The organism is Pseudomonas sp. W17, assembly GCF_040268305.1.
GTDB lineage: Bacteria > Pseudomonadota > Gammaproteobacteria > Pseudomonadales > Pseudomonadaceae > Aquipseudomonas > Aquipseudomonas protegens.
The window spans coordinates 855,360-879,296 of record NZ_CP158490.1 but is presented as its reverse complement, the minus strand read 5'-3'; the positions used below and the strand labels follow the sequence as shown (position 1 = coordinate 879,296).

Here is a 23,937-nt window from a genome sequence, read left to right as displayed (position 1 = left end):
TTTAGTGGATCAGACCTTGAAGCAAGGTGAACTCAAGCGTGGCTTGAAGAACCGCCATATTCAGTTGATCGCCCTGGGCGGGGCGATCGGCACCGGACTCTTCCTCGGCTCGGCCGGGGTGCTCAAGTCCGCCGGACCTTCGATGATCCTCGGCTATGCGATTGCCGGGTTCATTGCCTTCCTGATCATGCGCCAGTTGGGGGAAATGATCGTCGAGGAGCCGGTGGCCGGTTCCTTCAGCCACTTCGCGCACAAGTACTGGGGCGGCTACTTCGGCTTTCTCGCCGGCTGGAACTACTGGGTGCTGTATGTCCTGGTGGGCATGGCCGAGCTCACCGCAGTGGGCAAGTACGTGCAGTTCTGGTGGCCGGAAATCCCCACCTGGGTCAGCGCCGCGGTGTTCTTCGTGCTGGTCAACCTGATCAACATGATGAACGTGAAGTTCTTCGGTGAAGCCGAGTTCTGGTTCGCCATCATCAAGGTGGTGGCCATCGTCGGCATGATCGTCCTGGGCTGCTACATGCTGTTCAGCGGCAGCGGCGGTAGCCAGGCGTCGGTGAGCAACCTGTGGTCCCACGGCGGTTTCTTCCCCAACGGCGGAACCGGCCTGCTGATGGCCATGGCCTTCATCATGTTCTCCTTCGGCGGCCTGGAACTGGTAGGCATCACTGCCGCCGAAGCCGCCGAACCGCGCAAGGTCATTCCCAAGGCCATCAACCAGGTGGTCTACCGGGTGCTGATCTTCTACGTCGGCGCCCTGGCCGTGCTGCTGTCGCTGTACCCGTGGGACGAACTGCTGGTGAGCCTCAACGCTGGCGGCGACGCCTACAGCAGCAGCCCGTTCGTGAAGATCTTCTCGCTGATCGGCAGTGATGCCGCAGCGCAGATCCTCAACTTCGTGGTCCTGACCGCGGCGCTGTCGGTGTACAACAGCGGCGTGTACTGCAACAGCCGCATGCTCTACGGCCTGGCCGAACAGGGCGATGCACCCAAGGCGCTGATGAAGCTCAACAAGCAGGGCGTGCCGATCCTGGCCCTGGGCATCTCCGCGCTGATCACCCTGCTCTGCGTGCTGGTCAACTACCTGGCGCCCCATGAAGCGCTGGAGTTGCTGTTCGCCCTGGTGGTGGCCGCATTGATGATCAACTGGGCGCTGATCAGCCTGACCCACCTGCGCTTTCGCAAGGCCATGGCCGAGCAGGGCGTGGTGCCTTCGTTCAAGGCCTTCTGGTCACCGCTGAGCAACTACCTGTGCCTGGCCTTTATGGTGATGATCGTCGGCGTGATGTGGATGATCCCCAGCATCCGTGCCTCGGTGTACGCGATCCCGGTGTGGGTCCTGGTGATCTGGGGCTTCTACCTGCTGAGCCGGGCGAAGAAAGCTTCGCAACCCGCCCTGCGCTAAGCCCACAGGTTCACGCCACACACCCGAGCCCGGCCTTATCCAAGGCCGGGCTTTTTTGTCGGCGCCGCCAAAGTGGTCTGCCAGCAAACAAGAATGTGGCTCGAAACGATAGTCCATCCGTTACCTAGAATCGGGCCTCTCCCGGCGCTTGGGCCAGGGAGCCTGTTCCTCGACGGAGAGTGGCTTATGAACAGAACCGCGACAGGCCTTAGACCGGCCGATATCTTCTCTCCCACCGTGGCGGCACTGATCTCAGTGCTGGTGAACTATGGCGGGACTTTCATCCTGGTGTTCCAGGCCGCTGAACTGGCCCGGCTGACACCCGCCCAGACCACCTCCTGGGTCTGGGCCGTGTCCCTGGGCGTGGGCCTCTCCGGCATGTGGCTGAGCCTGCGCTACAAGGCGCCGATCATCACCGCCTGGTCCACCCCCGGGGCGGCCTTCTTGGCCACGGTGATGCCCTTCACGCCCTATGCCGAGGTGATCGGCGCCTACCTGGTTTGCGCCCTGGGGTTCATCGTCCTGGGCGGGTCCGGGGCTTTCGACAAGCTGGTGCGCCTGATTCCCAAGGGCATCGCGGCTGGCCTGCTGGCAGGCATCCTGCTGCAGTTCGGGATCAACGCCTTTGGCGGCGCGAGTGCCGATCCACTGCTGGTGATCGTGCTGGTACTGTCCTATGCGGTGCTGCGGCGCTTCACTTCACGCTTTGCCGTGGTGGGCATCCTGTTCATCGGCCTGGCGTTGCTGATCGTCCAGGAGCGGGTCGACTTCGCCACCGTGCACCTGAGCTTCGCCGCTCCCCTGTTCACTGCACCACAGTTCTCCGTGTCGGCCTTGCTCGGCGTGGCCCTGCCACTGTTCGTCATCACCCTGACCGGCCAGTACATGCCGGGCATGCTGGTGCTGCGCAATGACGGCTTCCAGACCAGCGCCAACCCGCTGCTCACGGTCACCGGTTTGGGCTCGCTGATCATGGCGCCGTTCGGCGCTCACGCATTCAACGTGGCGGCGATCACCGCGGCGATCTGTACCGGCGAGGATGCCCACCCGGACCCGGGCAAACGCTATATCGCCGGTATCGCCTGCGGCGTTTTCTACATCCTGGTGGGAACCTTCGGGGTCACCCTGGCGACCCTGTTCATGGTCTTGCCCAAGGCCTTTATCACCACCCTGGCCGGCCTGGCATTGCTGGGGGCAATCGGCGGCAGCCTGGCCAACGCCATGGCCGATACGGCCACCCGGGAAACCGCGCTGATCACCTTCCTTGCCACTGCCGCCAACGTCACTCTGCTGGGGATCGGGGGTGCCTTCTGGGGGCTGGTTGCCGGGCTGACCGTGCACCTGTTGATCCTGGGCCCGCGCAGCGCCCTGGCACTGGAACGCGCCAAACCCTGACCGCCGGCGCTGGAAAAAGGCCGCTGGCTAGGGCTTTCCCAGGGCCTGGGCCAGACGCGCCATCGCCGCCTCGATCTCATGGGCGCTCAGGGACGCATAGCCCAATAGCCAGCCCTGCTGCTTCTGCTCGCCCGCATAAAGCCGGCTGAGCCCCGGCAACTGGATGCCAGCCCTGGCCGCACGTTGCTGGGTCAGCTCCTCGCTCCAGCCGGGTTCCAGAAGACACGGGACCTGCAATCCGCCGGGTGGCGGCAAGGCCCTGGCAATGCCCGGCAAGTGCCGGCCTATGGCCTCGAGCATGGCCTGCCGGCGCCCGGCGTAGAGCTTGCGCATGGCCCGTACATGGGCGTTGTAGTGCCCCTCCTCCATGAACCGCGCCAGGGTCAGCTGGAGGATCTGCGGCGTGTGCCCGTCCATGATGCTGCGGGCACTGCTGAAGGACCCCACCAGTTCGGCAGGCAGGATCATGTAGCCCATGCGCAGGCCCGGATAGAGAGTCTTGCTGAAGGTGCCGATGTACAGGGTGCGCCGAAACGGGTCCAGGCCCTGGACGCAGGCGGTGGGCAGGCCCTCGTAGTGAAACTCGCTGTCGTAGTCGTCCTCGATGATCCATCGGTCCTGCTCGGCGGCCCAGCGGGTCAGCTCCAGGCGGCGCTCCAGGGACAGGGTGGCACCCGTGGGGTACTGGTGCGAGGGCGTCACATAGACACAGCGGGCGCCGCTGCGGTCGGCTCGCAACAGGTCGGTGCGGATGCCCTGGCCATCCACATCAATGGGCACGATCCGCGCCTCGGCCGCCTCGAAGGCCTTGCGCGCGCCGAAGTAGCCCGGGTTCTCCATCAGGATCGGCTTGCCGGCGTCCACCAGCAGTTGCGCGCACAGGAACAGCGCCTGGCGAGTGCTGCTCAGCACCAGGATCTGCTCGGGCTGCACCTTGGCCCCGCGTTCCAGGTTGAGGTAGGCGGCAATCGCCTTGCGCAGGGGCAGCGCGCCCTGGGGATCGCCATGCAGCAGCACGCTGGCACGGTAATCCTTCAATGCCTGGCGTTGCAGGCGCTCCCAGACCTCCAGCGGGAAGCTGCGGGTTTCCGGCAAACCGGTAGCGAAGGCCGTGACCGCCTGCTGATCGCTGACCCCACCCCGCGCCAACAGTGCCGCGCCGCGCCGGCTCAGGCCCGCTCCCGGTTCCGGGCTGTTGGCCGGCAACCCTTGCTGGAGCTGGCGCCGGCGGGACGGGCCACGCAATTGGGCACCGATGGTTTCGCAGACATAGCTCCCCGAGCCTTTGCGCCGCAGGACAAAACCGTCGCGCTGCAACTGCACATAGGCGTTTTCCACGGTGTCGCGCGATACCGCCAGCGACTTGGCCAGGGCTCGGGTCGCCGGCAGCTTCATGCCAGGGCCCAGGGCGCCGTCGAGGATCAGCCCGCGCAAGGCGCGCTGGATGCGCTGGTGCAGGTCCAGAGGGAGGAACTCAGGATCGCTGAGCCGCATCTTGAGGGTTTCAAGCTCGAAGGTCCGGGACATGTGGTCTGCCTTAGAGAGTAAAAATGGTGCACCGAAGGCGGCCACCTTATCCCCAGAGCGCAACTGCCGCCAGCGCCCGCGGCTCTCTAACGACCTCTGTAGCCGCTGCCGCAGGCTGCGATAAGGTCCGGAGGACCTTCCAGACCTCAAGAGCGCGTCTGCTGCGCTGCCGATCGCAGTCTGCGGCAGCGGCCGCACCAGGGTCTCAGGGAGTCAGACGCCGGCAGGCACATGAAAACGCCCCGGCAGGCGGGGCGTTTTCGGGTCAGAGCGAGGAGCGCACTCGCCACAGTTCGGGAAACAGCACGGTGTCGAGCATCTTGCGCAGGTAGCCCACGCCTTCGGTGCCGCCGGTGCCGGGCTGGAAGCCGATGATGCGCTCCACCGTGGTCACATGGCGAAAGCGCCACTGGCGGAAGGAGTCTTCCAGGTCGATGAACTTCTCCGCCAACTGGTACAGGTCCCAATAGGCCGAAGGGTTGGCGTAGACCTCGCGCCAGGCCGCTTCCACCGACGGGTCATGCTGAGTCGTGGTGGTGCTATCCAGTGCCAGGCGCGCAGGGTCGATGCTCAAGCCGCTGCGGGCCATCAGGGCAATCGCCTCGTCATACATGGACGGGGTGGCAATCGACGCTTCCAGCGATTGCAACAGTTCGGGACGATGGGCATGGGGCCGCAGCAGGGCCGCGCTCTTGTTGCCGAGGATGAATTCGATCTCCCGATACTGGAACGACTGGAAGCCCGAGGACTGGCCCAGGTAAGGCCGGATCGACTTGTACTCGGACGGCGTCATGGTGGCCAGCACCGCCCAGGCGTGCACCAGTTGATCGAAAATCCGCGAAACCCGCGCCAGCATCTTGAACGCCGGCGGCAACTGGCCCTGGCGCACATGCTCGCGGGCCGCCTTGAGCTCGTGCAGCATCAGCTTCATCCATAGCTCCGAGGTCTGGTGCTGGATGATGAAGAGCATCTCGTTGTGGTCCGGCGACAGGGGATGCTGGGCGCTGAGGATGCGCCCCAGGTCCAGGTAGTCGCCGTAGCTCATGGAGTCGGAAAAATTCAGCTCGGCGTTATGCCACTCAGCCGGCGGATTGCTTGAAAAGGGACATTGGCTCATCGCGTGGGCTCCTCGCCTCAGGCAGCGGTTGCCCATCGCTGGCTGCGCAGCCCGGATCGGGATGCACAACGGCGCGAAGGGCCAGCTGTGTATTTATTGTAGGAATGAATCGGCCAGGGGGCGCAGGATCGCCCGCACCGGACTGGCGTCCAGGTGAGCGAAGCGCAGTGGCAGGGCAATCAGTTCGTAGTCGCCTTCGGCAACCTCATCGAGAACCACGCCTTCGAGGATCGCCATGCCATGGCGGGCCACGGTGTTGTGGGCGTCCATGGTCTTGGACTGCTGGGGGTCGAGGGACGGGGTGTCGATGCCGATCAGGCGCACGCCGAGGCTGGCCAGCAGCTCGACAGTGGCTGGAGCAACGGCAGTAAAGTCCGGGTCCCAGGCACTCAGCGGAGCCTGTGGGTAAGTACGCAGCAACACTCGCGCAGGCAAGTTTTCGAGGCGCCCGAGCAACGCCTCGGGCTGCACCAGAGCACCGCTGTCCAGGCAGTGCAGGACCCGGCACGGGCCCATGTAGACATCCAGCGGCACTTCACCGATGGGCAGGCCGTCCGGCCGGTAATGCAGGGGCGCATCGACATGGGCACCGGTGTGGGGCGACAGGATCACCCGCCCGACATTCACCGGGCACTCGGGGCCGAACTGCCAGACGCGCTCCTCCTGGAACGGCGTATCTCCCGGCCAGGTCGGGGTTGCGGTACTCAACGGCGGGCTGATATCCCACCAGCGTGGTGTATTTTCCATTCGTGCGGCTCTTAGGTCACTCCGAGCTGAATGATACGAGCGAAACCGGTAAAGATTCTTGCGAAATAACTCGGGCAGCCGCGGATATTTCGCAATTACTGCTAACAAAGCCCTGTTTGCCGAATGAATCTTGCAACCGCCACGCCTCTTCCCGGCCCTGCGCCCAGCCACCTCGACTCGGGGCAGGCGCTGCGCTTCTGGATACCCCGAGGTCGAGTACAGACAACCCCCTGCCCGCCAGGCGCTATAGGGTGCGGCTTCAGTTCTCTGCCTGCTAGGAGCACAGCATGTCCCAACCCATCACCGTTCTTCGCGACACTCATCCGCTGCCGGTGCTCGACGCCTGCAAGTGGGAAAAACTCCAGGGCGATCCGCACACCGTCAACCTCAACGCCTACACCAGCGAGGATGGCAGCAAGATCATGGGCACCTGGATCTGCACCCCGGGCAAATGGCGGGTGGCCTATGAAAAGTGGGAGTACTGCCATTTCCAGGAAGGCTACTGCGTGATCACCCCGGACGGCCGCGACCCCATCCACCTGCGCGCCGGCGATATCTTCGTGGTGGAGCCCGGGATGAAAGGCACCTGGGAAGTGGTGGAAACCGTGCGCAAGTACTTCGTCTTCGCCTGAGCCCTCCCTCGATACCGGGAGCCCGCGCCAGCCGGGCTCCCCTGGCCGTGTTGCGATTCAAGCCAGCGTCTTTTGCCAAATGTCTATATAATCACTGCCAAATGGCAAAAGGCAGGAGCAGCACTCATGGTCGCGCTGACAGGCACCGGCCTCGTTCCCAAGCGGCGAGGCAAACTGGTATTGAAAGAGCAGTCCTCGGACATCCTTCTGGGTGGCCGGGCACGCTTTGACGATCGTATCTCGATCTATCGCCTGACCGAGGAGGGCATCCCGCTGGCGGCGATCATCAAGTTCGTCTCCTCGGTGCCCATGCTCAAGGACGAACAGGTCCTGGCCAAGATCATCGGCCTTTCCGAACGCACCCTGCACCGGCGCCTGAAAACCCCGGACGAGCCGCTGAACCCGGAACAGAGCGCCCGTGCAGTGCGCTTCGCCCAGGTGCTGGCCAAGGCCGAGGACATCTTCGGCAGCAGTGAAGAGGCCCAGGAGTGGATGGCCAAGCCGGTGATGGGCCTGGACGGCCACAAACCGGTGGACCTGCTGACCAACCCCATCGGTTTCGAACTGGTGGACGAGTTCCTCACCCGCCTGGAATACGGGGTCTATCAGTGATCAGTGTGCCGGGCAGCAGCACCCTTCACTTCTGGCGGCTGGACGCCGCCCGGCACGCCGACAGCTGGGACAGCGGCATTGGTGCCGAGCTGTGTGGCGGCCGCTGGAACTCCAAGGGCGTGAAGGCGGTGTACGCCAGCGCCGACCCGGCCACGGCGATTCTGGAAGTGGCGGTGCACAAGGGTTTTGCCGCCCTGGACAGCGTGCCCCATGTACTCACCGGCGCCCTGATCCAGGACCCGACCGCCATCTACCGAGTCGATGAAAACCATATTCCCAACCCCAACTGGCTGGTGCCGGGGATTCCCAGCGCCGGCCAGCAGAAGTTCGCCGATCAGTTGCTGGCGGACCACCCTTTCGTGCTGGTGCCCTCGTCGGTTTCCCGGCACAGCTGGAATATCCTGATCAATCCGCTGCTGGCCAAGGGGCTGTACCAGGTGGTGATCCAGGAACGCTTCGGCCTCGACACCCGCCTCAACCCTCCCTCCGGCACCGTTGCCAGCCGGCCGAACTGAGCCGGGCAAAAAAAAGCGGGAACCTGCCCGACGCAGGTTCCCGCAAATGCCCCGGCTGAAGGGGCTGCATTCAATGACGCGCAAACCCGCCAGTGCCCCCTCCCTACAAGCGACGCCTTACTGCGGCTTGCGGTAGCTGTTGACGATGGCCGAGAAATCCTTGCCACCTTCCCCACGCTGGCTCATGGCCTGGTACAGCTGCTGGGCCACGGCACCGAGCACTACCGGCTGGTGGGCCTGGCGCGCAGCTTCGGTGGCCAGCCCCAGGTCCTTGAGCATCAGCTCGGCACCAAAGCCGCCGGTGTAGCCGCGGGACGCCGGGGCGGTTTCAATCACGCCCGGCCACGGGTTGTAGGTGTCGGAACTCCAGCACCGACCGGTGGAGCTGTTGATGATCCCCGCCAGCACTTGGGTGTCGATGCCCAGGGCATCCCCCAGGGCCATGGCCTCGCTGACGCCGATCATCGAAATCCCCAGCAGCAAGTTGTTGCAGATCTTGGCGATCTGCCCGGTGCCCACTTCACCGCAGTGCACGATGTTGCGGCCCATCTGCGCCAGCACCGGTTGCAGGGTGGCGAACAGTTCGGCGCTGGCGCCGACCATGAAGGTCAGGGTCCCGGCCTGGGCGCCGCCGGTGCCACCGGATACCGGTGCATCGGCCATGGCCACGCCCTGCTTGGCGGCGGCTGCGGCCACTTCACGGGCGGTCTGTGGGTCGATGGTGCTGCAATCCACCGCCGGAATGCCGCGGCCAATACCCGCCAGCACCCCATCCTCGCCCAGCCAGACGCTGCGCACATGGGCCGCCGCGGGGAGCATGGTGATCACCAGTTCGGCGCCTTCGGCAGCGGCCTTGGGCGAAGCAGCGACGCGCCCGCCCAGTTGCGCCAGCTCTGCCAGCACGCTCTGGTTGAGATCGAACAGGTTCAACTGATGGCCGGCCTTGATCAGGTTGCGGGCCATGGGCGCGCCCATGTTGCCCAGACCGATAAATGCAATGTTCATGTCAGGCTCCTCAACGCAGGCTGATGGTGGTGTTCACACCGTCATTGACGCTGTCATCGTCGAACCAGCGGCTGGTGACGGTCTTGGTCTGAGTGTAGAACTGCACCACTTGCTTGCCGTAGGGGCCCAGGTCGCCGAGCTTGGAACCACGGGAACCGGTGAAGCTGAAGAACGGCACCGGCACCGGAATCGGGATGTTGATGCCCACCTGGCCGACGTCGATTTCGCTCTGGAACTTGCGCGCCGCCGCCCCGCTCTGGGTGAACAGGCCGGTGCCGTTGCCGAAGGGGTTGGCATTGACCAGGGCAATGGCCTGATCCAGGGTGTCGACCTCCAGCACCACCAGCACCGGGCCGAAGATTTCCTGGGTGTAGATCTGCATATCGGTGGTTACCCCGGAGAACAGGGTCGGGCCGATGAAGTTGCCCTGCTCGTAGCCCGGAACCTTGATGTCGCGGCCATCGAGCTCCAGCTTGGCGCCTTCTTTCACGCCGCTTTCGATCAGCTCCAGAATCCGCGCCTTGGCGCGCTTGGACACGACCGGGCCCACATCGGTGCCCGGCTCGCTGCCGGCGTTGACCTTGAGCTTCTGCGCCAGGGCCTTGAGGTCTGGCAGCCATTGTTTCGAAGCGCCCACCAGCACCACCACCGAGGTGGCCATGCACCGCTGGCCGGCAGCGCCGAAGCCGGCGCCCACCAGGGCATTGAGGGTCTGTTCGCGGTTGGCGTCGGGCAGCACCACGGCGTGGTTTTTTGCGCCCATCATCGATTGCACGCGCTTGCCGTGCTTGCCCGCCAGGTCATAGACGTGGGTGCCGACCGCAGTCGAACCGACGAAGGACACCGCCTTGATGTCCTTGTGGGTGCATAGCGCATCCACCACGTCCTTGCCGCCGTGCACCACGTTGAGCACACCGGCCGGCACCCCGGCTTCCACCGCCAGCTCCACCAGCAGCATGGTGGACAGCGGGTCCTGCTCGGAAGGCTTGAGGACGAAGGTGTTGCCGCAGGCGATGGCCATCGGGAACATCCACAGCGGAATCATTGCCGGGAAGTTGAAGGGGGTGATCCCGGCGCACACGCCGATCGGCTGGCGCAGGGTGTAAGTGTCCACGCCGCCGGCAACGTTTTCGGCGAATTCGCCCATCTGCAGGGTGCCGATGGAGCAGGCATGCTCCACCACTTCCAGGCCGCGGAAGATGTCGCCCTCGGCGTCGGCGATGGTCTTGCCCTGCTCAGCGCTGAGGACCAGGGCAATGCGTTTGGAGTGCTCGCGGATCAGGGCCTGGAGCTTGAGCATGATGCGCATCCGCGCGCCGATCGGGGTCAGTTTCCAGGTCTGGAAGGCGCGCTGGGCAGCGGCGATCGCGGCGTCGACTTCAGCGGCAGTGGCAAAGGGCACCTTGGCCAGTACTTCCTGGGTCGCCGGGTTGACGATGTCATGCCATTCCTGGCTCTGGGACTGGACCCATTCACCGTCGATCAGCAGTTTGACCTGTTGCAGGGTGGTGCCGTCGGGCTTGAGGGATGCGTTCATGGGGTCTCCTGACTTCTTGAGTTCTTATGCAGGGAAACCAAGGCGGGCAAGCGCCTTGAAAGAGGGGCTGTCGCGAGTTGGTATCGGACGGTTTTTGGAGTATAGATGTGCAAACTTCTAATAAGAACGCACATAAAATCCGGTCCATCATGCAAAAAAACATCACCTCGCTAAGCACCCTGAACTGGGACGACCTGAAGTTTTTCCTCGAAGTGGCGCGCACTCGCAAGGCCAGCAGCGCGGCCAAGCGCCTGGCGGTGGACTACACCACGGTATCGCGGCGCATCGGGTCCCTGGAAACCGCACTGGGCACCTTGCTGTTCGAAAAATCCCGCACCAACGGCTTTGTCCTCACCGCCGAGGGTCAGCGCCTGCTGGGTTATGCGGAGTCCATCGAAAGCACCCTGCACATGGCGTGCGAGCAGGTCTCGGGCTCCGGAGTGGCGTTGTCCGGCCATGTGCGCATGGGCTGCACCGAGGGCTTCGGCAGCTTCTTCGTCACCCCGCAACTCAGCCATTTCCTCGACGCCTACCCGGCGATCTCGGTGGATATCCTGCCGCTGCCGCACTTCATCAGCCTGTCCAAGCGCGAGGCGGATATCGTCATCGCCCTGGAACGCCCGGAGCACGGCCCCTATGTGTGCTGCAAGCTGTGCGACTACCGCCTGCAGCTGTACGCCACCCAGGAATACCTCGACCGCCACCCGCCGATCCGCCGCCCCGGCGACCTGAGCGAGCATCAATTCATCAGCTATGTGGATGACCTGGCCTTCAGTTCCGAGCTGCTGTACCTGGCCAATGTGGTGCCCGGTGCCAGCGCCAACCTGCGCAGCACCAGCGTGATTGCCCAGTACGTGGCAGCGCAGCAGGGCCGCTCGCTGGCGATCCTGCCGTGCTTCCTGGCGGCCCAGGACCCGCGCCTGCTGCCAGTGCTGCCCAAGGAAATCAACCTGACCCGGCAATTCTGGATGTACTGCCGGGAGGATCTCAGGAAGTTGAAGCGGATCACCCTGTTATGGGATTACATCCGCGAGGTGACCGAGCAGAATCGCCCTCTGCTCATGGGGGACAGCCGCAGCATGCTGTTCGCCGCCCCCTGACGCTTTACCTGCTCATGGATCGAACTGGATACCCGAAGATGAAAAAACTCAGCCGGCGCGGCTCGCTCACCCTTGGCGCAGTGGTTCTCGGCGCCTCGCTGTGGCCCGCTTCGCAATGGTGGGAAAAGGGCCTGGCGACGGCCCGCGGCGCCCCCCGCATCAGCCCCAACGGGTGCTACAGGGTTCAGGTATTCAGGCCGTTCTGGGTCCTGCCCGGCAGATTCCACACCCAGTACCACCCGGACCCGGAGCAGGCTCCCAACGAGAACCCGCACTGGGAGCTGCCGGCGTTTTTCCGTTTGTATGACCAGCGCAATGACCAATGGCTTGGCGACAGCCAGATCTATGACCTGGTCGTCGACGGGGGCCCCTTGCAGTGGGGCATGAAAGGAGACCCGCGGGTGTCCGCGGCCATGATCGACATCGGCCCCAACGCGCCGGATTGCATCGGCGACCAGCCGGCCAAAGGGCGCTAGCGGCTGCCGGGGGTAGCCGCCAGCCGGGCAATGCCGATCAGTCGGCGATCACCACGATCGACACCCGACGGTTCTCGGTACGCCCGGCCACGGTGCTGTTGGAGGCCACCGGCTCGCTGCTGCCCAGGCCGCGCAGCTGGATGTTTTCTTCACGCATGCCAACCTGGGTCAACACCTTGACCACGCTCTTGGCCCGGCGCAAGGACAGTTGCACGTTATAGGCCTCCTTGCCCGACGCGTCGGTGTGACCGTCGACCCGGACCTTCTGGATATCGACGCTGAGCAGCGCCTTGCCGATGCGCTGGACGATCTCGGTGCTGGCCTGGTTCAGGGTTTCCACATCGCTGCCAAACAGCACCTTGCCCGACAGGCCAAAGGCCCAGCCTTCATCCGTCAGTTCGAAGCCCTCCTGTTTCAGAACCGCGATCTGTTTCGGGGTCAGACCTTTGGGCGGCACGCTCTGACAGCCGGCCAGGGCCAGCAGGGCCATGAACACCAGAGTGCTGAACAGTCGAACCGAACGTTGCGTCATCGAGAACAAGGGAATTAGCTCCTGTTTTGAACCTGAACGATAGGGAGCTCCGCCCCCACTGTGTGTTGCCCGCCTCGCGAACCGCGCTTGGCTTGGTACATGGCCGCGTCGGCGGCATTCAACAGACTGCCCGGTGTCGCGCCATGATCCGGGTACACGGCAATACCGATACTCAGCGATGTCAGGATCGACAGGCTGCCGGGCAGTTGAATCGGTACTTCCATGCTGCTGATGATCTTGTCGGCGATGCGCTGGGCATCCTCGACCCGGTGCAGCGGGGTCAGCAGCACGGCAAATTCGTCCCCGCCCAGGCGCGCCACCAGGTCGTCCTCGCGCAACTGCGCGCGAATCCGCGTGGCCACAGCCACCAGCACCGCATCGCCGGCGGCGTGGCCGAAGTTATCGTTGATCTCCTTGAACCGGTCGCTGTCGAGAAACAGCACCGCCATGCGCTCGTTGAGCTTGTTGGCGCTGCGCAGGGCACGGATCAGCCGGCCTTCGAAGAACGCCCGGTTGGGCAGGCCGGTCAGGCTGTCGTGGCTGGCCTGGTGGGCCAGGGTTTCATTCTCGCTTTGCAGATGGGTCTGCCAGGCCTCCAGCTCATCGAGCAGGGCGTTGAAGTCGTTGCCCAGGTTGTCCAGTTCGGCGATTTCCGCAGGCGGCACCCGCTGATCGAAGGCCCGCTCGCGCCGGGCCGCGTGGGCCACATCGGCGAGGCTGCGCAACGGCCCGGTGATGCCCCGCAGCTGGCGGCGCGCCAGGTACAGCGCCAACCAGGCGCTGAGGGCAATGCACAGCACGATGCCCACCAGGCCACTGAGGAGAAACCGCAACAGGCTGCCGCCATGGCCGGTGACATTGATGGTGCCGATTTCCCGCCCCTGGTGCAGGATCGGCAGGCTGATGGGCTTTTCCAGAAAGGCGCTGGCGACGTGCATTTCCAGATTGGTCAGAAAGCCGCTTTCCGGGCGCTGCCAGCTGGCCAGCAACTGGCCCTGGCTGTCATACACCTTGGCGTCGGCCACCTCTTCGGTGGAGGCGATCAGGGCCAGGGCCTCGGTGGCCACCACACTGTCGTTGAACACCACTGCAGCTTCCACGGTGTAGCTGATGGAGCGGGCGATCAGGTGCAGGTTGTGATCGGCGTACACGCGCAGGGCCAACACTCCGAGAAAGGTCAGGGACAGGCTGGCCATGGAGATCGCCAGCAGAGCGACGATCAGGTGGCCGCGACCGATGACCGACCGCAGTGTAGGGCGGGCGTTGGGCTTGAACAGTTTCATGGGGCCGCCGGACGACGACGGGAAAGCTGCAGCACGCTGGGATGAATCTTCACCCCACTGCGCGCCACGGAATCCAGGTTGACCTCGAACGACACCTGGCTGTCGCCGACCCGCAGGCAGAACAGGCTGCCCACGGTGCACTGGTCGCCCCCCTCGCTGATGCTCAGCACCGGTTGCCCGATCAGCGAGTTGAACAGCCGGGTACGCTCATCATTGGACAATTTGCCGACATAGACCGAATCGCACTCACTGGCCAACGACGGGTTGTTGGCCAGCAGACGCCGCACCAGCACCGGGCGGCCGGTGGCCTGGGTCGCGCCCTTGAGCAGGTCATCGGTGTATTCGGTGGGGCCAACCACGCACAGACGCAGTTGCGCAGGCTCCACGGGCCAGCGAGCGTAGCTGAGAATGCCCAGCACCACTTGGGTTACAGCCTTGGCCCGTTGCTCGGCCAGGCTCGCGGACGCCGGTGGCTCCGACTGCGCGATGGCCAACAGGCTGAACAGGCAGAGAATGGTCGACAGCACACACTGTCTCCACCCCAAAATGCGCTCTGTCCTCAAGACAGCCACGTCCATGCAGGGATTCTCTTTGATTTTCACGGAAATGATGCCGCAACGATAGCACAGCCCGGGAAAATGCAGCGAGACCAGCGCCCGAGCACGATGCCTGAGAAAAGCCGGAAACATGGGCGTCAGTCCAACTCCAGCATCAACCCGCTCAGACGCTTGACCTTGCGCCGAACAGCCTCTTCGAACACTCCGGCACGGGGCTCGATCAGGCTGAACCAGTCCTTGGCCCGGGTGATACCGGTGTAGATCAGCTCCTTGGTCAGCACCGGGTTCAAAGCGTCGGGCAGGATCAACGCGGTGTGGGCGAACTCCGAGCCCTGGGACTTATGCACAGTCATGGCGTAAACGGTTTCCACGTCATTGAGCCGGCTTGGCAGCACCAACCGCACCCCGCCCTGGCCATCGTTGCGCGGAAAGGCGACGCGCAGCACCTGACGCCCCGCCTCCGAGCCTTCCTGCTCAGGCAGTTTCAGGGTGATGCCGATATCACCGTTCATCAGGCCCAGGCCGTAATCGTTGCGGGTCATCAGCACCGGGCGGCCCTCGTACCATTGCTGGTCGCTGTCGATCAGCCGGGCCTTGAACAGCGCCTGGGTGATCCGCAGGTTCAGGCCTTCGACACCCCAGGGGCCCTTGCGCACCGCGCACAGCAATTGGAAGCGATCAAAGGCCTGCAGGACATGGCGCGCCCAGTCGGTCCAGCGCCGATCCGCCAGAGGCGTACCCGGCGGCGGGCGCTGGCTGCGCAGTACATTCAGGTAGTGGCGGTAGCCTTGCGGCCCCTCGCCATGGCCCTCCAGCAGCAGCCGCTCCAGGGCCCGATCCTGCTCGCCCTTGAGGCTCAGGCCATACAGGTCGGCATGGCTGCGAGCCGCCAGCAGGCGCCGGGCTTCATCGGCCTGCTGCTGGTTGACCCAACGCGCCAGCTGGCCGATGCCGCTGCCTTCGCCGAAACGCCGGGAATGGCGCAGCATCACCACCTGCTGCGCCAGGGGATGCTGGTGGGCGCTGTCTTCCTGCAGGCCGCTGGCTCCCAGGTTCTCGCCACTGACCGCCTCCAGCCAGGCCCGGGTCTGCGGGTTGTACCAACCGGCCTCGGCGTCACGGCACAGGTCGCCGAGCACGGCGCCGGCTTCCACCGAGGCCAGTTGGTCCTTGTCCCCCAGCAACACCAGGCGTGCATGGAGGGGCAAGGCGTCCAGCAGGTTGGCCATCATTTCCAGGTCGATCATCGAGGCTTCGTCCACCACCAGGACATCCAGGGGCAACCGGTTGCCGGCGTGATGGCGGAAATGCCGGGTGCCCGGGCGATTGCCCAGCAAGCGGTGCACGGTGGTCACCTCGCTGGGGATCATTTCCCGCACCTCATCGGGCACCGCCAGGGAACGCACCTGCAAGCTGATGGACTCGGTCAGGCGCGCCGCGGCCTTGCCGGTAGGCGCCGCCAGGCGAATGCGCAGCGGCTTGCGTGCTTCCACCGCCGGGCCCTGGAGCAAGGCCAGCAGGCGCACCACGGTGGTGGTCTTGCCGGTGCCGGGGCCGCCGGTGATGATGCTGAAGGCGCCCCGGGTGGCCAGGGCACAGGCGAGTTTCTGCCAGTCGACGGGCCCCGCCGCCTTGGCCGGGCCGAACAGCCCGTCGAGGCGCGCCGCGAGGTTTTCCGGCGTGGCCTCGGCCAAGGCCAGGCGCTGGCGCAAGGCGTTGTCGATACGCCGCTCATAGGCCCAGTAGCGGCGCAGGTACAGGCGCTTGCCAGACAGCACCAGCGGCCGCTGCCGGGAAGACTCGGCATGATCCGCCGCCAGGGCCACCAGGCGGCTGCCGGCCAGGACCTTGCACCAGTGCGCCCCTTCAAGCCCCATCAACACCTGGGACGGCAGCGCCGGTGCGCCGTTTTGTGCGTCGCCTTCGGGCGGCAGCGACAGGGCGAAGTCCGGCTCCTTGAGGGTTTCGAACAGGTCCAGGCAGACATGCCCGTGCCCCAGCTGATGGCTGGTCAGGGCCGCGGCCATCAGTACCAGCGGATCACAGCCCGGGTCCAGCTCATGCAGGAAGCCGACAAAGGCCCGGTCCAGGGAACGTAGCCAGCCGCGCTCGACCCAGCGCTCAAGCAACAGCAGCAAGTCGTCGGCGCGGCTCAGGGGCACCAGGTCGAAGGCCGGTTGCGGCGCCTGGTCCAGTGCATCGAACAGGTCCTGGCTCATAGCAGCACTCCCTGCTCCCAGGCGGGCTCGGCCTTGGGTGGCTCGGGCTGGCCCTGGAACATGCGGTCCAGTTGCTCGATCAACTGTCGAGGCGGCCGGACGAAGTAGGCCCCCTGGCTGGCGGCACGGGTGCCCCGCAGGAACAGGTACAAGGCGCCGCCCACATGGCGATCGTAGTCGTAGTCCGCCAGCCGGGCCTTCAATTGTCGGTGCAGGGCCAGCAGGTACAGCACGTATTGCAGGTCGTAACGGTTGTCGAGAATCGATTGTTCCATGGCCTGCTCGGTGTAGGCCGCGTCGTCCGCGCCCAGCCAGTTGGATTTGTAGTCGGCCACGTAATAGCGGCCCTGGTGTTCGAAGGTCAGGTCGATAAAACCCTTGAACATGCCGTTGAGCAATACCGGCTCGGCCGTGACTCGGGGCGCGCCCTGATGGGTTTGCTGGCGTACCCGCTCATCGAGCTTGAGCACATCGACCTTGTGGCTGGCGAACCAGAACTCCATCTCGACCCGGTACTGGGTCAACTGCCCGAGCACCACCGGTGCCTGGCCCTCGCCCAGGGGCAAGGGCGCTTGCAGCAGGTGCTGCAGCCAGTCGCTCAGGGTCGGGATCCAGCCTTGCCAGCCGCGGCGATTGCAGCGCCGGGCCACGGCGTCCTCGATCGCCTCGGGGGCAGCGGCAAAACCCTCCTCCCCAGCCCACTCCAGCAGGCCATGAAGGAAGGTCCCGGGGTTCGGGCCGCGGGGGAAGCGGTGGATATCGCCGCCGCTGGCCAGGGTTTCCCGAGGAGCTTCGGGGTCCAGGCGTTCGTCGTCGAAGAGTTTCTGCGCCTGGGGGTTTTCCGGCGCCTCGGTGCTGCCCGCCCCCAGGATGTCGCTGATGCGCAAGGCACTGTAGGAGGCAATCCACCAGTTTTCCGCGGCGCGGCGGCTGGGCGTCAGCGGCGCCAGCAGGGTGGCCTCGTTGCGCGGTGGCCGATAGCGCTGGTCATCGACGACGGGCAGCTCGGACACGCCAATCGCAGCGCAGCCCTGCTGCAGGTCCAGCAGCCAGCGCAACAAGGCGCTGGATTCGCCCAGGACATCGCCGCCCCCCAGCAGGTAACCCAGGGCCGAAAGGTGCAATACCGAGCTGCTGTGATTGCCCCGCTTGAGATCGGCCACCCCCAGCCAGCAGGCATGCTGGGCCCTGGTCAGGGCCACATAGAGCAGCCGCAGGTCTTCCGCCAGGCGCTCTTCATCGGCCAGGGCAATCAGCTCCGGGGTGGGCCGCAGGCTGACCTGGGGCTTGCCGGCAGCATCGTGGTAATGCAGCGGCAAGCGGCTGCCATCCACCGGCTTGGTGGAACAGATGAAGGGCAGGAACACCAAGGGGTATTCCAGGCCCTTGGACTTGTGGATGGTCACCACCTTGACCAGTTGCTCATCGCTTTCCAGGCGCAGGATCTGCTCCTCCCCCGCCTGCCCGGACAGCGCCAGGTGCTCGGCCAGATGGCGGATCAGGGCCTGCTCGCCGTCGAGTTCGGCGGCGCTTTGTTGCAGCAGCTCGGACAGGTGCAGAAGGTTGGTCAGCACCCGCTCGCCATCACTGCGGGCCATCAGCGCCTGGGGCAGCTGGAAGTCATGCAGCAGGCGCCGCAGCATGGGCAGCACGCCCTGGCTGCGCCAGATCGCCCGGTAGCCACGGAACTGCATGACCCGCGCTTCCCAGGCCAGTTCATCCTGGTTGAGCCGCTCCAGCTCCAGCAGCGGCAGGTTCAGGGTGAGGGACGCCAGGGCCGCGCGCAGCGGCCGCTCCACGTCCGGCTCGGCGCAAGCCTTGAGCCACACCAGCACATCCCGGGCTTCCTGGGCGGCGAACACCGAGTCCTTGTCCGACAGGTACACACTGCGCACCCCGCGGGCCGCCAGCTCGCCGCGCACGGCCTGGGCCTCCTTGCCATCGCGCACCAGGATCGCGATATCCGCCGGTAGCAAGCCTTTCAGCGCTTGCTGCTCACGGACAAACCCACTGCGCCCCTGCTGGCCGCCATTGAGCAGGCCGACAATCGCAGTGGCGCAAGCCGCCGCCTGATGCTGGCGATACTGGGCCCCGGACAGCGGCTGTTCCGAAGGCAATTGCCAGAAGTTAAGTGCCGGCACCGGCTGGCCGTCGACCAGCAGTTGCTCCTTGCGCCCCTGGGCGGCCACCGCCAGGAATGGCACCGGGTTCTCGCCATCCGCTTCGCGAAACAGGAAGGCTCCCTGTCCCTGCGGCCGCTGTTCGGCTTGCAGGAACACATGGTTGACCGCGCTGACCATCGCCTGGCTGGAACGGAAGTTGGTGCCCAGGGTGTGCAGGCGCCCGCTGGTGGCCTGGCGTGCCCGCAGGTAGGTGTAGATATCGGCGCCACGGAAGGCGTAGATCGCCTGCTTGGGATCGCCGATCAGGAACAGGCCGGTCTCGGGGTCGTTGGCCTCGATCCGGTAGATGCTTTCGAAGATCCGGTACTGCACCGGGTCGGTGTCCTGGAATTCGTCGATCAGGGCCACCGGGAACTGCTCGCGAATCAGGGTCGCCAGGCGCTCGCCGCCATCGCTCTGCAGGGCGCTGTCCAGGCGCAGCAGCATGTCGTCGAAGCCCATCTCGGCGCGCCGCCGCTTCTCTTCTTCGAAACGTGCCCCCACCCATTGCGCGGCGTGTTGCAGGACCGCCGCATCCGGGCTGGGCAAGGCATCGAGGCTGGCCTTGAGCCCGGCCATGGCGTCGAGCCCGGGGTGATCGGGGGCCGCGCCTTTCCAGGCCTCGCTCATGCCTTCGGGGGTCAGGCGGGTGAAGCCGGTGCCGATGTCCAGCTGCTCGACGGATTCGTCCTCGGCCCAGGCACTGATCTTTTCGAACCAGGGCTCGAAGAACCGGGCCTGCATCTTGCGCCCGTCGACGCTCTTGCTGGCCACGCCTTGCAGGCAGATCTCCCGCAGTTGCGCGGCCCACTCGCGCCAGGGCGCCTTGATCTGCACCAGGGCTTCACGACGTTCTTGCAGGCAGGCTTCGATCAACTCGCTCGGCGTCTGTTCGGGTGGGTCCCGACGCTCGTTGCCGAACATTGCCCGCACTCGGGGCATGAGTTCGGCCGGCCCGACCCAATGGCTGCGCACCCAGTTCAGGGCATCACCCTGCATCGGGTAGCAGAACAGCCGCCAGTAATCGCGCAGAACCTGGCCCAGCAGGTCGCTGTGGTCGGTTTCCAGGGTCTGGGTGAACAGGCTGCCGCTGTCGAACGCATGTTCGCGCAACATGCGCTGGCACCAACTGTGGATGGTCGAGACCGCGGCCTCATCCATCCATTGCGCGGCGATGTCCAGGCGATTGGCACAGGCGGCCCACTGCTCGACGGGGTATTGCTCACGCAACTCGACGATCAGGCCATCGGGGGCGCTGGTTTCATCGCGAAAGAAGCGCGCGGCTTCCGCCAGGCGCGTGCGAATGCGCTCGCGCAATTCCTTGGTGGCGGCATCGGTAAAGGTCACCACCAGTATCTGCGGCGGCAGCAATTCACGCCCGAAACCCGCCGCCTCACCGCCATGGCCCAGCACCAGGCGCAAGTAGAGCGCGGAGATGGTGAAGGTCTTGCCGGTACCGGCACTGGCCTCGATCAACTGGCTGCCGCGCAGAGGAAATGCCAGGGCCAGGGGAGCTTGTGCAGTCATGCGCCTGCCTCCTCGCCGAGCGCCGAACGCCAGGGAGCATTCAACAGGGGTCGATAAAGGGTCTCGGCCCAACCGCTGAAGGTTTCATCGGCGATCAGTGCGTTGTAGTCGGCGAATTGGCGGGCCAGGGCCGGGCTTTGCCGGCGTTCGCCCTCGCTGTTCTGGCCGTCGCCATCGTAGGTCTTGCGTGCAGCGGCCGCGGCTTTGTCCGGGTCGCTCTGGCCCAGCCAGGCGAAGGCGGTCTTGATCGCCACCGGCAGCGGCTGGCGCATGCCGGCCTGCCAGGCCTGCAGCAGGTTGCCGAGAATCTGCCGGGCCACCTCCTGCTCCAGCGGCGGCAACAACAGGCTGTCATCGCTGGCCACCAGCGCGGTGGTCAAGGAGTAACCACTGGCGCAGGCCAGCAGATGATTGACCCAAGGCTTGATCAGCCGATGCCATTTACGGGTCTTGGTCGAGCCGATGCCGTTGGGGATGGCGCTCACAGCCAACAACCCGCCATCAGCTCGCTGGTGCAGGCTGCTGAGCCAACCTTCCAGGCGCACGCCTTGCAGTTCCAGGCTCACAGGCAGCGCACTGGTTACCGGGGTCGGCCACAGGTCGAGCAGTTGCCGATAACGCTGCAACAGGTCCGGCAGGGGCTCCAGCAGTTCGCGCTGCAGGCATTCGCCAAAACCGGCCATGGGCAACAGGCCACTGGCTTGCAGCCTCTGGGCCTGGGCCTGCAAGGCTTGCTCGGGCTGCGCGGCGTCGCCCAGCGCCGCTTCCAGCAGGCTGTCGCTGAGGCTGTAGCGCTGTAGAGCATCGAGCACGAAGGGCTCTTCATCGGCCAGCGGTGCTTCCATGGCTTCAAAGAACACCTTGAGCCTTTGGCTGAAGAAATGCCGCACCGGGTTGCGCAGGAAATCCTGCAACTGGGCAAGGCTCAGGGGCTCGTCCTGGACATAGGGTTCCAGGCGTTCGACTGCGCCCAGTTCCTCTCGGACCTGATGCAGCACTTGCCACTCCCGGGCGTAGCTGAACAGCGTGTCGCTGTCGTGGAAATAGCGGGCACTGAAGGGTTGCAGGGGATGCTCCTGGGTCAGGGCCTCCAGCAGGGAGTCCTGCTCATTGGGCAGCCGCCAGCCGCTGGCCAGGTGATCGCGCAACTGGCCGATCAGGACCGAGGCCGGGCGCTCGCTGTTGTCGCGAATGCTGCGGCCAACCCAACTGACATAAAGTTGGTCACGAGCCGAGAGCAGCGCTTCAAGCAGCAGGTAACGGTCGTCTTCGCGCCGTGATCGGTCGCCGGGGCGGTAGTCGCTCCCCATCAGGTCGAAGTCCAGAGGCGGCTGCGCCCTGGGGTAATCGCCATCGTTCATGCCCAGCAGGCACACCAGCTTGAAGGGGATGGCGCGCATTGGCATCAGGGTGCAGAAGTTCACCGCTCCGGCGAGGAAACGCTGGGACAGGCGCCCCTGGTCCAGGCCGGCCAGCCAGGCTTCGCGGACCACCGTCAGCGGCAACTGATCTTGCAGGCCCACAGACTCGCAGGTTTCCAGCCAGGTTTCCCGCAGGTCGTCGAGCTGTCCCAGCAGGTAATCATCGTGCTCGTTGCTGGCAAGGAAGAACTGTTCCAACAGGTTGTGCAGGCGCTCGCCCCACTCCGCCGGAACCGCCGGCTGGGTGAGTTGCTGGTAGGCGATCTGCAGGGCGTCAAGAAGGGCGACCAGGGGACCGATCAGCGCCGCATCCAGGCCACCGATCTCGTCATAAGGCTCGATACCGTCACAGGCGTCGGAACGGCCGACGGCATAACCCAGGAGCATGCGCCGCAAGCCGAAACGCCAGCTGTTCTGCTCCAGTTCCGGGGGCAGCCCCAGTTCTGCGCGCTGCTCGGCATTCATTCCCCAACGGATGCCGGCACCTTCAATCCAGCGGTGCAGGGTCGGCAGGTCGGCTTCGTCAACGCCAAAACGCGCACGCAGGGCTGGAACGTCCAGCAGGTCGAGAATCTCACTGACCGGAAAACGACTGTCCGGCAGCTTCAATAGATGCTCGACGGCGATCAGCAGCGGGTCACGGCCACGCTGGCCCTGGTCTGTGAGGGTGAAGGGAATGAAGCGCCGGTCATCCCGCTCCAGCTGGCCGAACACCGCGCGGATATGCGGGGCGTAGCTGTCGATGTCCGGGACCATGACGATCACATCCCGGGGCCGCAGGTCGGGCTCTGCACTGAAGCGCGCCAGGAGCTGGTCGTGAAGGATCTCCACTTCTCGCTGGGCGCTGTGGGCAATGTGAAAACGGATCGATTGGTCGTGCTGGATATCGACCTGCGGCCACAACTCACGTGTTTCGTTCAGCGGGCGCAGCTCGAGAATGTCGTCCTGCAATTGCTGGAGCATGCTGGCCGGCTGGCTGTCACTGAACAGATCGATCCGGCCATCGCGAAAAGCGCTGCGATAGCTGTTGGGATCGTCATAGCTGTCCAGCAGGTTGATGTAGTCACGGCCTTGCTTGCCCCAGGCGGCCAGCAGCGGGTGGGCGTGCTGGTGCAGGGTTTGCGGATCCAGGGCCTGAGGCATGCCGGCCTTGCGCGCCTGGCGTTTGTATTGGTGGCGCAGCAGGTCCTTGTCGGCAACGATATCGGCCCAGTGATGGCGACAAGGGTTGTGCACACACAGCAGCACCTGACTGAAGTGGGCCAACCCGGCCAGTGCCTCCAGGGCCTGGGCCGGCAGCGAAGAGATACCGAAAACGATCACTCGGGACGGCAAGCCACTGGGCGCCACCTCCAGTTGGTTGATCCGTTCGATAAAGCGCTGGTGAACGCCTGCGCGACTCTGGGCCATCCCCTCGGTGCCGACATCCAACAGCAGCGCGCGCCATAGCTCGGCCTGCCAGCAGTTGGCAGGCGTCAGGACCTTGGTTTCACCACGACCATTGCGCAGTTGGTGGCGGCCGGCGGCCCAATCCTCCAGCCAGTCGGCTCGATAGACCTGGTATTGGTCGAACAGATCGGCCAGACGCTCGGCCAATTGATAGCGCTTGCGCAGGTCACTGTCGTGGGTCAGGAAGCGTTGCAGGGGTTCGAAATGCGGCTCATCGATCAACTCCGGCAACAGGCGCATCAGCCGCCAGGTCAGGGGAGCTTTATCCAGCAGGGATTTGGGCGGGATTTCGTCTCGCCCCAGGACCAGGCGGTACAACTGCCACATGAAACTGCCCGGCAATTGCACATCAATGGCAGCGGCAATACCGCAGCCACCGCCGTCATCCACTTCGGGGTCTTCGGCCAGGGCCAGTTTCAGCCATTGGGCGATACCGTTGCTCTGTACCAGGGCAATTTCATTTTCCAGGGGCGCCAGGGGATAACGCCGCATCCAGCTGACCACCAGGCTGCGCAACTCGTCCAGGCGGTTACCGTGAACCACCATGAAACCAGGGTTGAGGGACGAGGCGTCCGGCATAAAGGCTTCCTTGGAGAATGCAAAAAGCTAGGGCGGAACCTTAGCACTGTCACCGGGCAGTGGCAGCCAGGTCGAGCAAACAGTGACAGAGAAAGCGCCAGGCTTTTATGTCGCGCAAAAACAAAACCCCAACTGCATAT

The 23,937-nt window shown here is 64.9% G+C and carries 18 protein-coding genes; 7 read left to right on the top strand and 11 right to left on the bottom strand.

Going from position 1 to position 23,937, the window contains the following annotated elements:
- Positions 1–4 precede the first annotated feature (4 nt).
- The gene (locus tag ABCR88_RS03870) at positions 5–1,405 is read left to right on the top strand and encodes an amino acid permease (RefSeq protein ID WP_350404143.1); all 1,401 of its coding nucleotides are present in this window, start codon (positions 5–7) and stop codon (positions 1,403–1,405) included.
- Between the two features lie 186 nt (positions 1,406–1,591).
- On the top strand, positions 1,592–2,800 hold the full coding sequence (locus ABCR88_RS03865) for a benzoate/H(+) symporter BenE family transporter (protein WP_232643088.1): 1,209 nt from the start codon (positions 1,592–1,594) through the stop codon (positions 2,798–2,800).
- A gap of 27 nt (positions 2,801–2,827) precedes the next feature.
- On the opposite strand, the gene ABCR88_RS03860 is transcribed toward ABCR88_RS03865, so the two are convergent.
- The 3 genes from ABCR88_RS03860 to kynB form a co-directional block, all read right to left on the bottom strand.
- On the bottom strand, positions 2,828–4,327 hold the full coding sequence (locus ABCR88_RS03860) for a PLP-dependent aminotransferase family protein (RefSeq protein ID WP_350404142.1): 1,500 nt from the start codon (positions 4,325–4,327) through the stop codon (positions 2,828–2,830).
- Between the two features lie 265 nt (positions 4,328–4,592).
- On the bottom strand, positions 4,593–5,444 hold the full coding sequence (gene kynA, locus ABCR88_RS03855) for a tryptophan 2,3-dioxygenase (protein ID WP_011059117.1): 852 nt from the start codon (positions 5,442–5,444) through the stop codon (positions 4,593–4,595).
- Positions 5,445–5,537: 93 nt separating this feature from the next.
- The gene (kynB, locus tag ABCR88_RS03850) at positions 5,538–6,191 is read right to left on the bottom strand and encodes an arylformamidase (protein WP_350404141.1); all 654 of its coding nucleotides are present in this window, start codon (positions 6,189–6,191) and stop codon (positions 5,538–5,540) included.
- 287 nt (positions 6,192–6,478) lie between these two features.
- On the opposite strand from kynB, the gene ABCR88_RS03845 reads away from it, so the two are divergent.
- The 3 genes from ABCR88_RS03845 to ABCR88_RS03835 all read left to right on the top strand — a co-directional run bounded on the left by ABCR88_RS03845 (position 6,479) and on the right by ABCR88_RS03835 (position 7,950).
- The gene (locus ABCR88_RS03845) at positions 6,479–6,823 is read left to right on the top strand and encodes a cupin domain-containing protein (RefSeq protein WP_011059115.1); all 345 of its coding nucleotides are present in this window, start codon (positions 6,479–6,481) and stop codon (positions 6,821–6,823) included.
- Between the two features lie 126 nt (positions 6,824–6,949).
- Positions 6,950–7,435, top strand: coding sequence for an antitoxin Xre/MbcA/ParS toxin-binding domain-containing protein (locus ABCR88_RS03840; RefSeq protein WP_041115808.1), 486 nt, complete (start codon positions 6,950–6,952; stop codon positions 7,433–7,435).
- The gene (locus tag ABCR88_RS03835; RefSeq protein ID WP_337154235.1) at positions 7,432–7,950 is read left to right on the top strand and encodes an RES domain-containing protein; all 519 of its coding nucleotides are present in this window, start codon (positions 7,432–7,434) and stop codon (positions 7,948–7,950) included. Before ABCR88_RS03840 ends, ABCR88_RS03835 begins: the two co-directional genes overlap by 4 nt.
- 117 nt (positions 7,951–8,067) lie before the next feature.
- Here the strand turns inward: ABCR88_RS03835 and mmsB are convergent, their stop codons facing one another.
- Together mmsB and ABCR88_RS03825 are read right to left on the bottom strand one after the other, a co-directional pair.
- Positions 8,068–8,955 carry a 3-hydroxyisobutyrate dehydrogenase gene (gene mmsB / locus ABCR88_RS03830; protein WP_015634046.1) on the bottom strand — a complete coding sequence of 296 codons (888 nt, stop codon included), beginning with the start codon at positions 8,953–8,955 and terminating at the stop codon, positions 8,068–8,070.
- A 10-nt stretch (positions 8,956–8,965) separates the two neighbouring features.
- A complete protein-coding gene (locus ABCR88_RS03825; RefSeq protein ID WP_015634045.1) occupies positions 8,966–10,492 on the bottom strand; it encodes a CoA-acylating methylmalonate-semialdehyde dehydrogenase in 1,527 nt (508 codons plus the stop codon).
- A 149-nt stretch (positions 10,493–10,641) separates the two neighbouring features.
- Between ABCR88_RS03825 and ABCR88_RS03820 the strand changes: the two genes are divergently transcribed.
- Both ABCR88_RS03820 and ABCR88_RS03815 read left to right on the top strand, forming a co-directional pair.
- The gene (locus ABCR88_RS03820) at positions 10,642–11,592 is read left to right on the top strand and encodes a LysR family transcriptional regulator (protein WP_041115804.1); all 951 of its coding nucleotides are present in this window, start codon (positions 10,642–10,644) and stop codon (positions 11,590–11,592) included.
- Between the two features lie 38 nt (positions 11,593–11,630).
- Complete coding sequence (locus ABCR88_RS03815) at positions 11,631–12,068, top strand: hypothetical protein (protein WP_325985494.1); 438 nt, start codon at positions 11,631–11,633, stop codon at positions 12,066–12,068.
- Positions 12,069–12,105: 37 nt separating this feature from the next.
- Here the strand turns inward: ABCR88_RS03815 and ABCR88_RS03810 are convergent, their stop codons facing one another.
- The 6 genes from ABCR88_RS03810 to recC all read right to left on the bottom strand — a co-directional run bounded on the left by ABCR88_RS03810 (position 12,106) and on the right by recC (position 23,797).
- A complete protein-coding gene (locus tag ABCR88_RS03810; protein ID WP_041120533.1) occupies positions 12,106–12,600 on the bottom strand; it encodes an OmpA family protein in 495 nt (164 codons plus the stop codon).
- Between the two features lie 14 nt (positions 12,601–12,614).
- Complete coding sequence (locus ABCR88_RS03805) at positions 12,615–13,883, bottom strand: diguanylate cyclase (protein WP_041115800.1); 1,269 nt, start codon at positions 13,881–13,883, stop codon at positions 12,615–12,617.
- Positions 13,880–14,461, bottom strand: a complete 582-nt coding sequence (locus tag ABCR88_RS03800) for a YfiR family protein (RefSeq protein ID WP_026020227.1) — start codon at positions 14,459–14,461, stop codon at positions 13,880–13,882. Before ABCR88_RS03800 ends, ABCR88_RS03805 begins: the two co-directional genes overlap by 4 nt.
- 116 nt (positions 14,462–14,577) lie before the next feature.
- Positions 14,578–16,659 (bottom strand): exodeoxyribonuclease V subunit alpha, encoded by a 2,082-nt coding sequence (recD, locus tag ABCR88_RS03795; protein ID WP_350404140.1) that lies wholly within the window; start codon positions 16,657–16,659, stop codon positions 14,578–14,580.
- Complete coding sequence (recB, locus tag ABCR88_RS03790) at positions 16,656–20,348, bottom strand: exodeoxyribonuclease V subunit beta (protein ID WP_041115796.1); 3,693 nt, start codon at positions 20,346–20,348, stop codon at positions 16,656–16,658. The genes recD and recB overlap by 4 nt, the downstream gene beginning before the upstream one ends.
- Positions 20,345–23,797: an exodeoxyribonuclease V subunit gamma gene (recC, locus tag ABCR88_RS03785; protein ID WP_350404139.1), complete on the bottom strand. Its 3,453-nt coding sequence runs from the start codon at positions 23,795–23,797 to the stop codon at positions 20,345–20,347. Before recC ends, recB begins: the two co-directional genes overlap by 4 nt.
- Between the last annotated feature and the right edge of the window lie 140 nt (positions 23,798–23,937).

Bases quoted from the DNA above. Each gene is read 5' to 3' on its own strand.
- ABCR88_RS03865 (WP_232643088.1), top strand. From the start codon at position 1,592: ATGAACAGAACCGCGACAGGCCTTAGACCGGCCGATATCTTCTCTCCC.
- ABCR88_RS03860 (WP_350404142.1), bottom strand. From the start codon at position 4,327: ATGTCCCGGACCTTCGAGCTTGAAACCCTCAAGATGCGGCTCAGCGAT.
- kynA (WP_011059117.1), bottom strand. From the start codon at position 5,444: ATGAGCCAATGTCCCTTTTCAAGCAATCCGCCGGCTGAGTGGCATAAC.
- kynB (WP_350404141.1), bottom strand. From the start codon at position 6,191: ATGGAAAATACACCACGCTGGTGGGATATCAGCCCGCCGTTGAGTACC.
- ABCR88_RS03845 (WP_011059115.1), top strand. From the start codon at position 6,479: ATGTCCCAACCCATCACCGTTCTTCGCGACACTCATCCGCTGCCGGTG.
- ABCR88_RS03840 (WP_041115808.1), top strand. From the start codon at position 6,950: ATGGTCGCGCTGACAGGCACCGGCCTCGTTCCCAAGCGGCGAGGCAAA.
- mmsB (WP_015634046.1), bottom strand. From the start codon at position 8,955: ATGAACATTGCATTTATCGGTCTGGGCAACATGGGCGCGCCCATGGCC.
- ABCR88_RS03825 (WP_015634045.1), bottom strand. From the start codon at position 10,492: ATGAACGCATCCCTCAAGCCCGACGGCACCACCCTGCAACAGGTCAAA.
- ABCR88_RS03820 (WP_041115804.1), top strand. From the start codon at position 10,642: ATGCAAAAAAACATCACCTCGCTAAGCACCCTGAACTGGGACGACCTG.
- ABCR88_RS03815 (WP_325985494.1), top strand. From the start codon at position 11,631: ATGAAAAAACTCAGCCGGCGCGGCTCGCTCACCCTTGGCGCAGTGGTT.
- ABCR88_RS03810 (WP_041120533.1), bottom strand. From the start codon at position 12,600: ATGACGCAACGTTCGGTTCGACTGTTCAGCACTCTGGTGTTCATGGCC.
- ABCR88_RS03805 (WP_041115800.1), bottom strand. From the start codon at position 13,883: ATGAAACTGTTCAAGCCCAACGCCCGCCCTACACTGCGGTCGGTCATC.
- ABCR88_RS03800 (WP_026020227.1), bottom strand. From the start codon at position 14,461: ATGGACGTGGCTGTCTTGAGGACAGAGCGCATTTTGGGGTGGAGACAG.
- recD (WP_350404140.1), bottom strand. From the start codon at position 16,659: ATGAGCCAGGACCTGTTCGATGCACTGGACCAGGCGCCGCAACCGGCC.
- recB (WP_041115796.1), bottom strand. From the start codon at position 20,348: ATGACTGCACAAGCTCCCCTGGCCCTGGCATTTCCTCTGCGCGGCAGC.
- recC (WP_350404139.1), bottom strand. From the start codon at position 23,797: ATGCCGGACGCCTCGTCCCTCAACCCTGGTTTCATGGTGGTTCACGGT.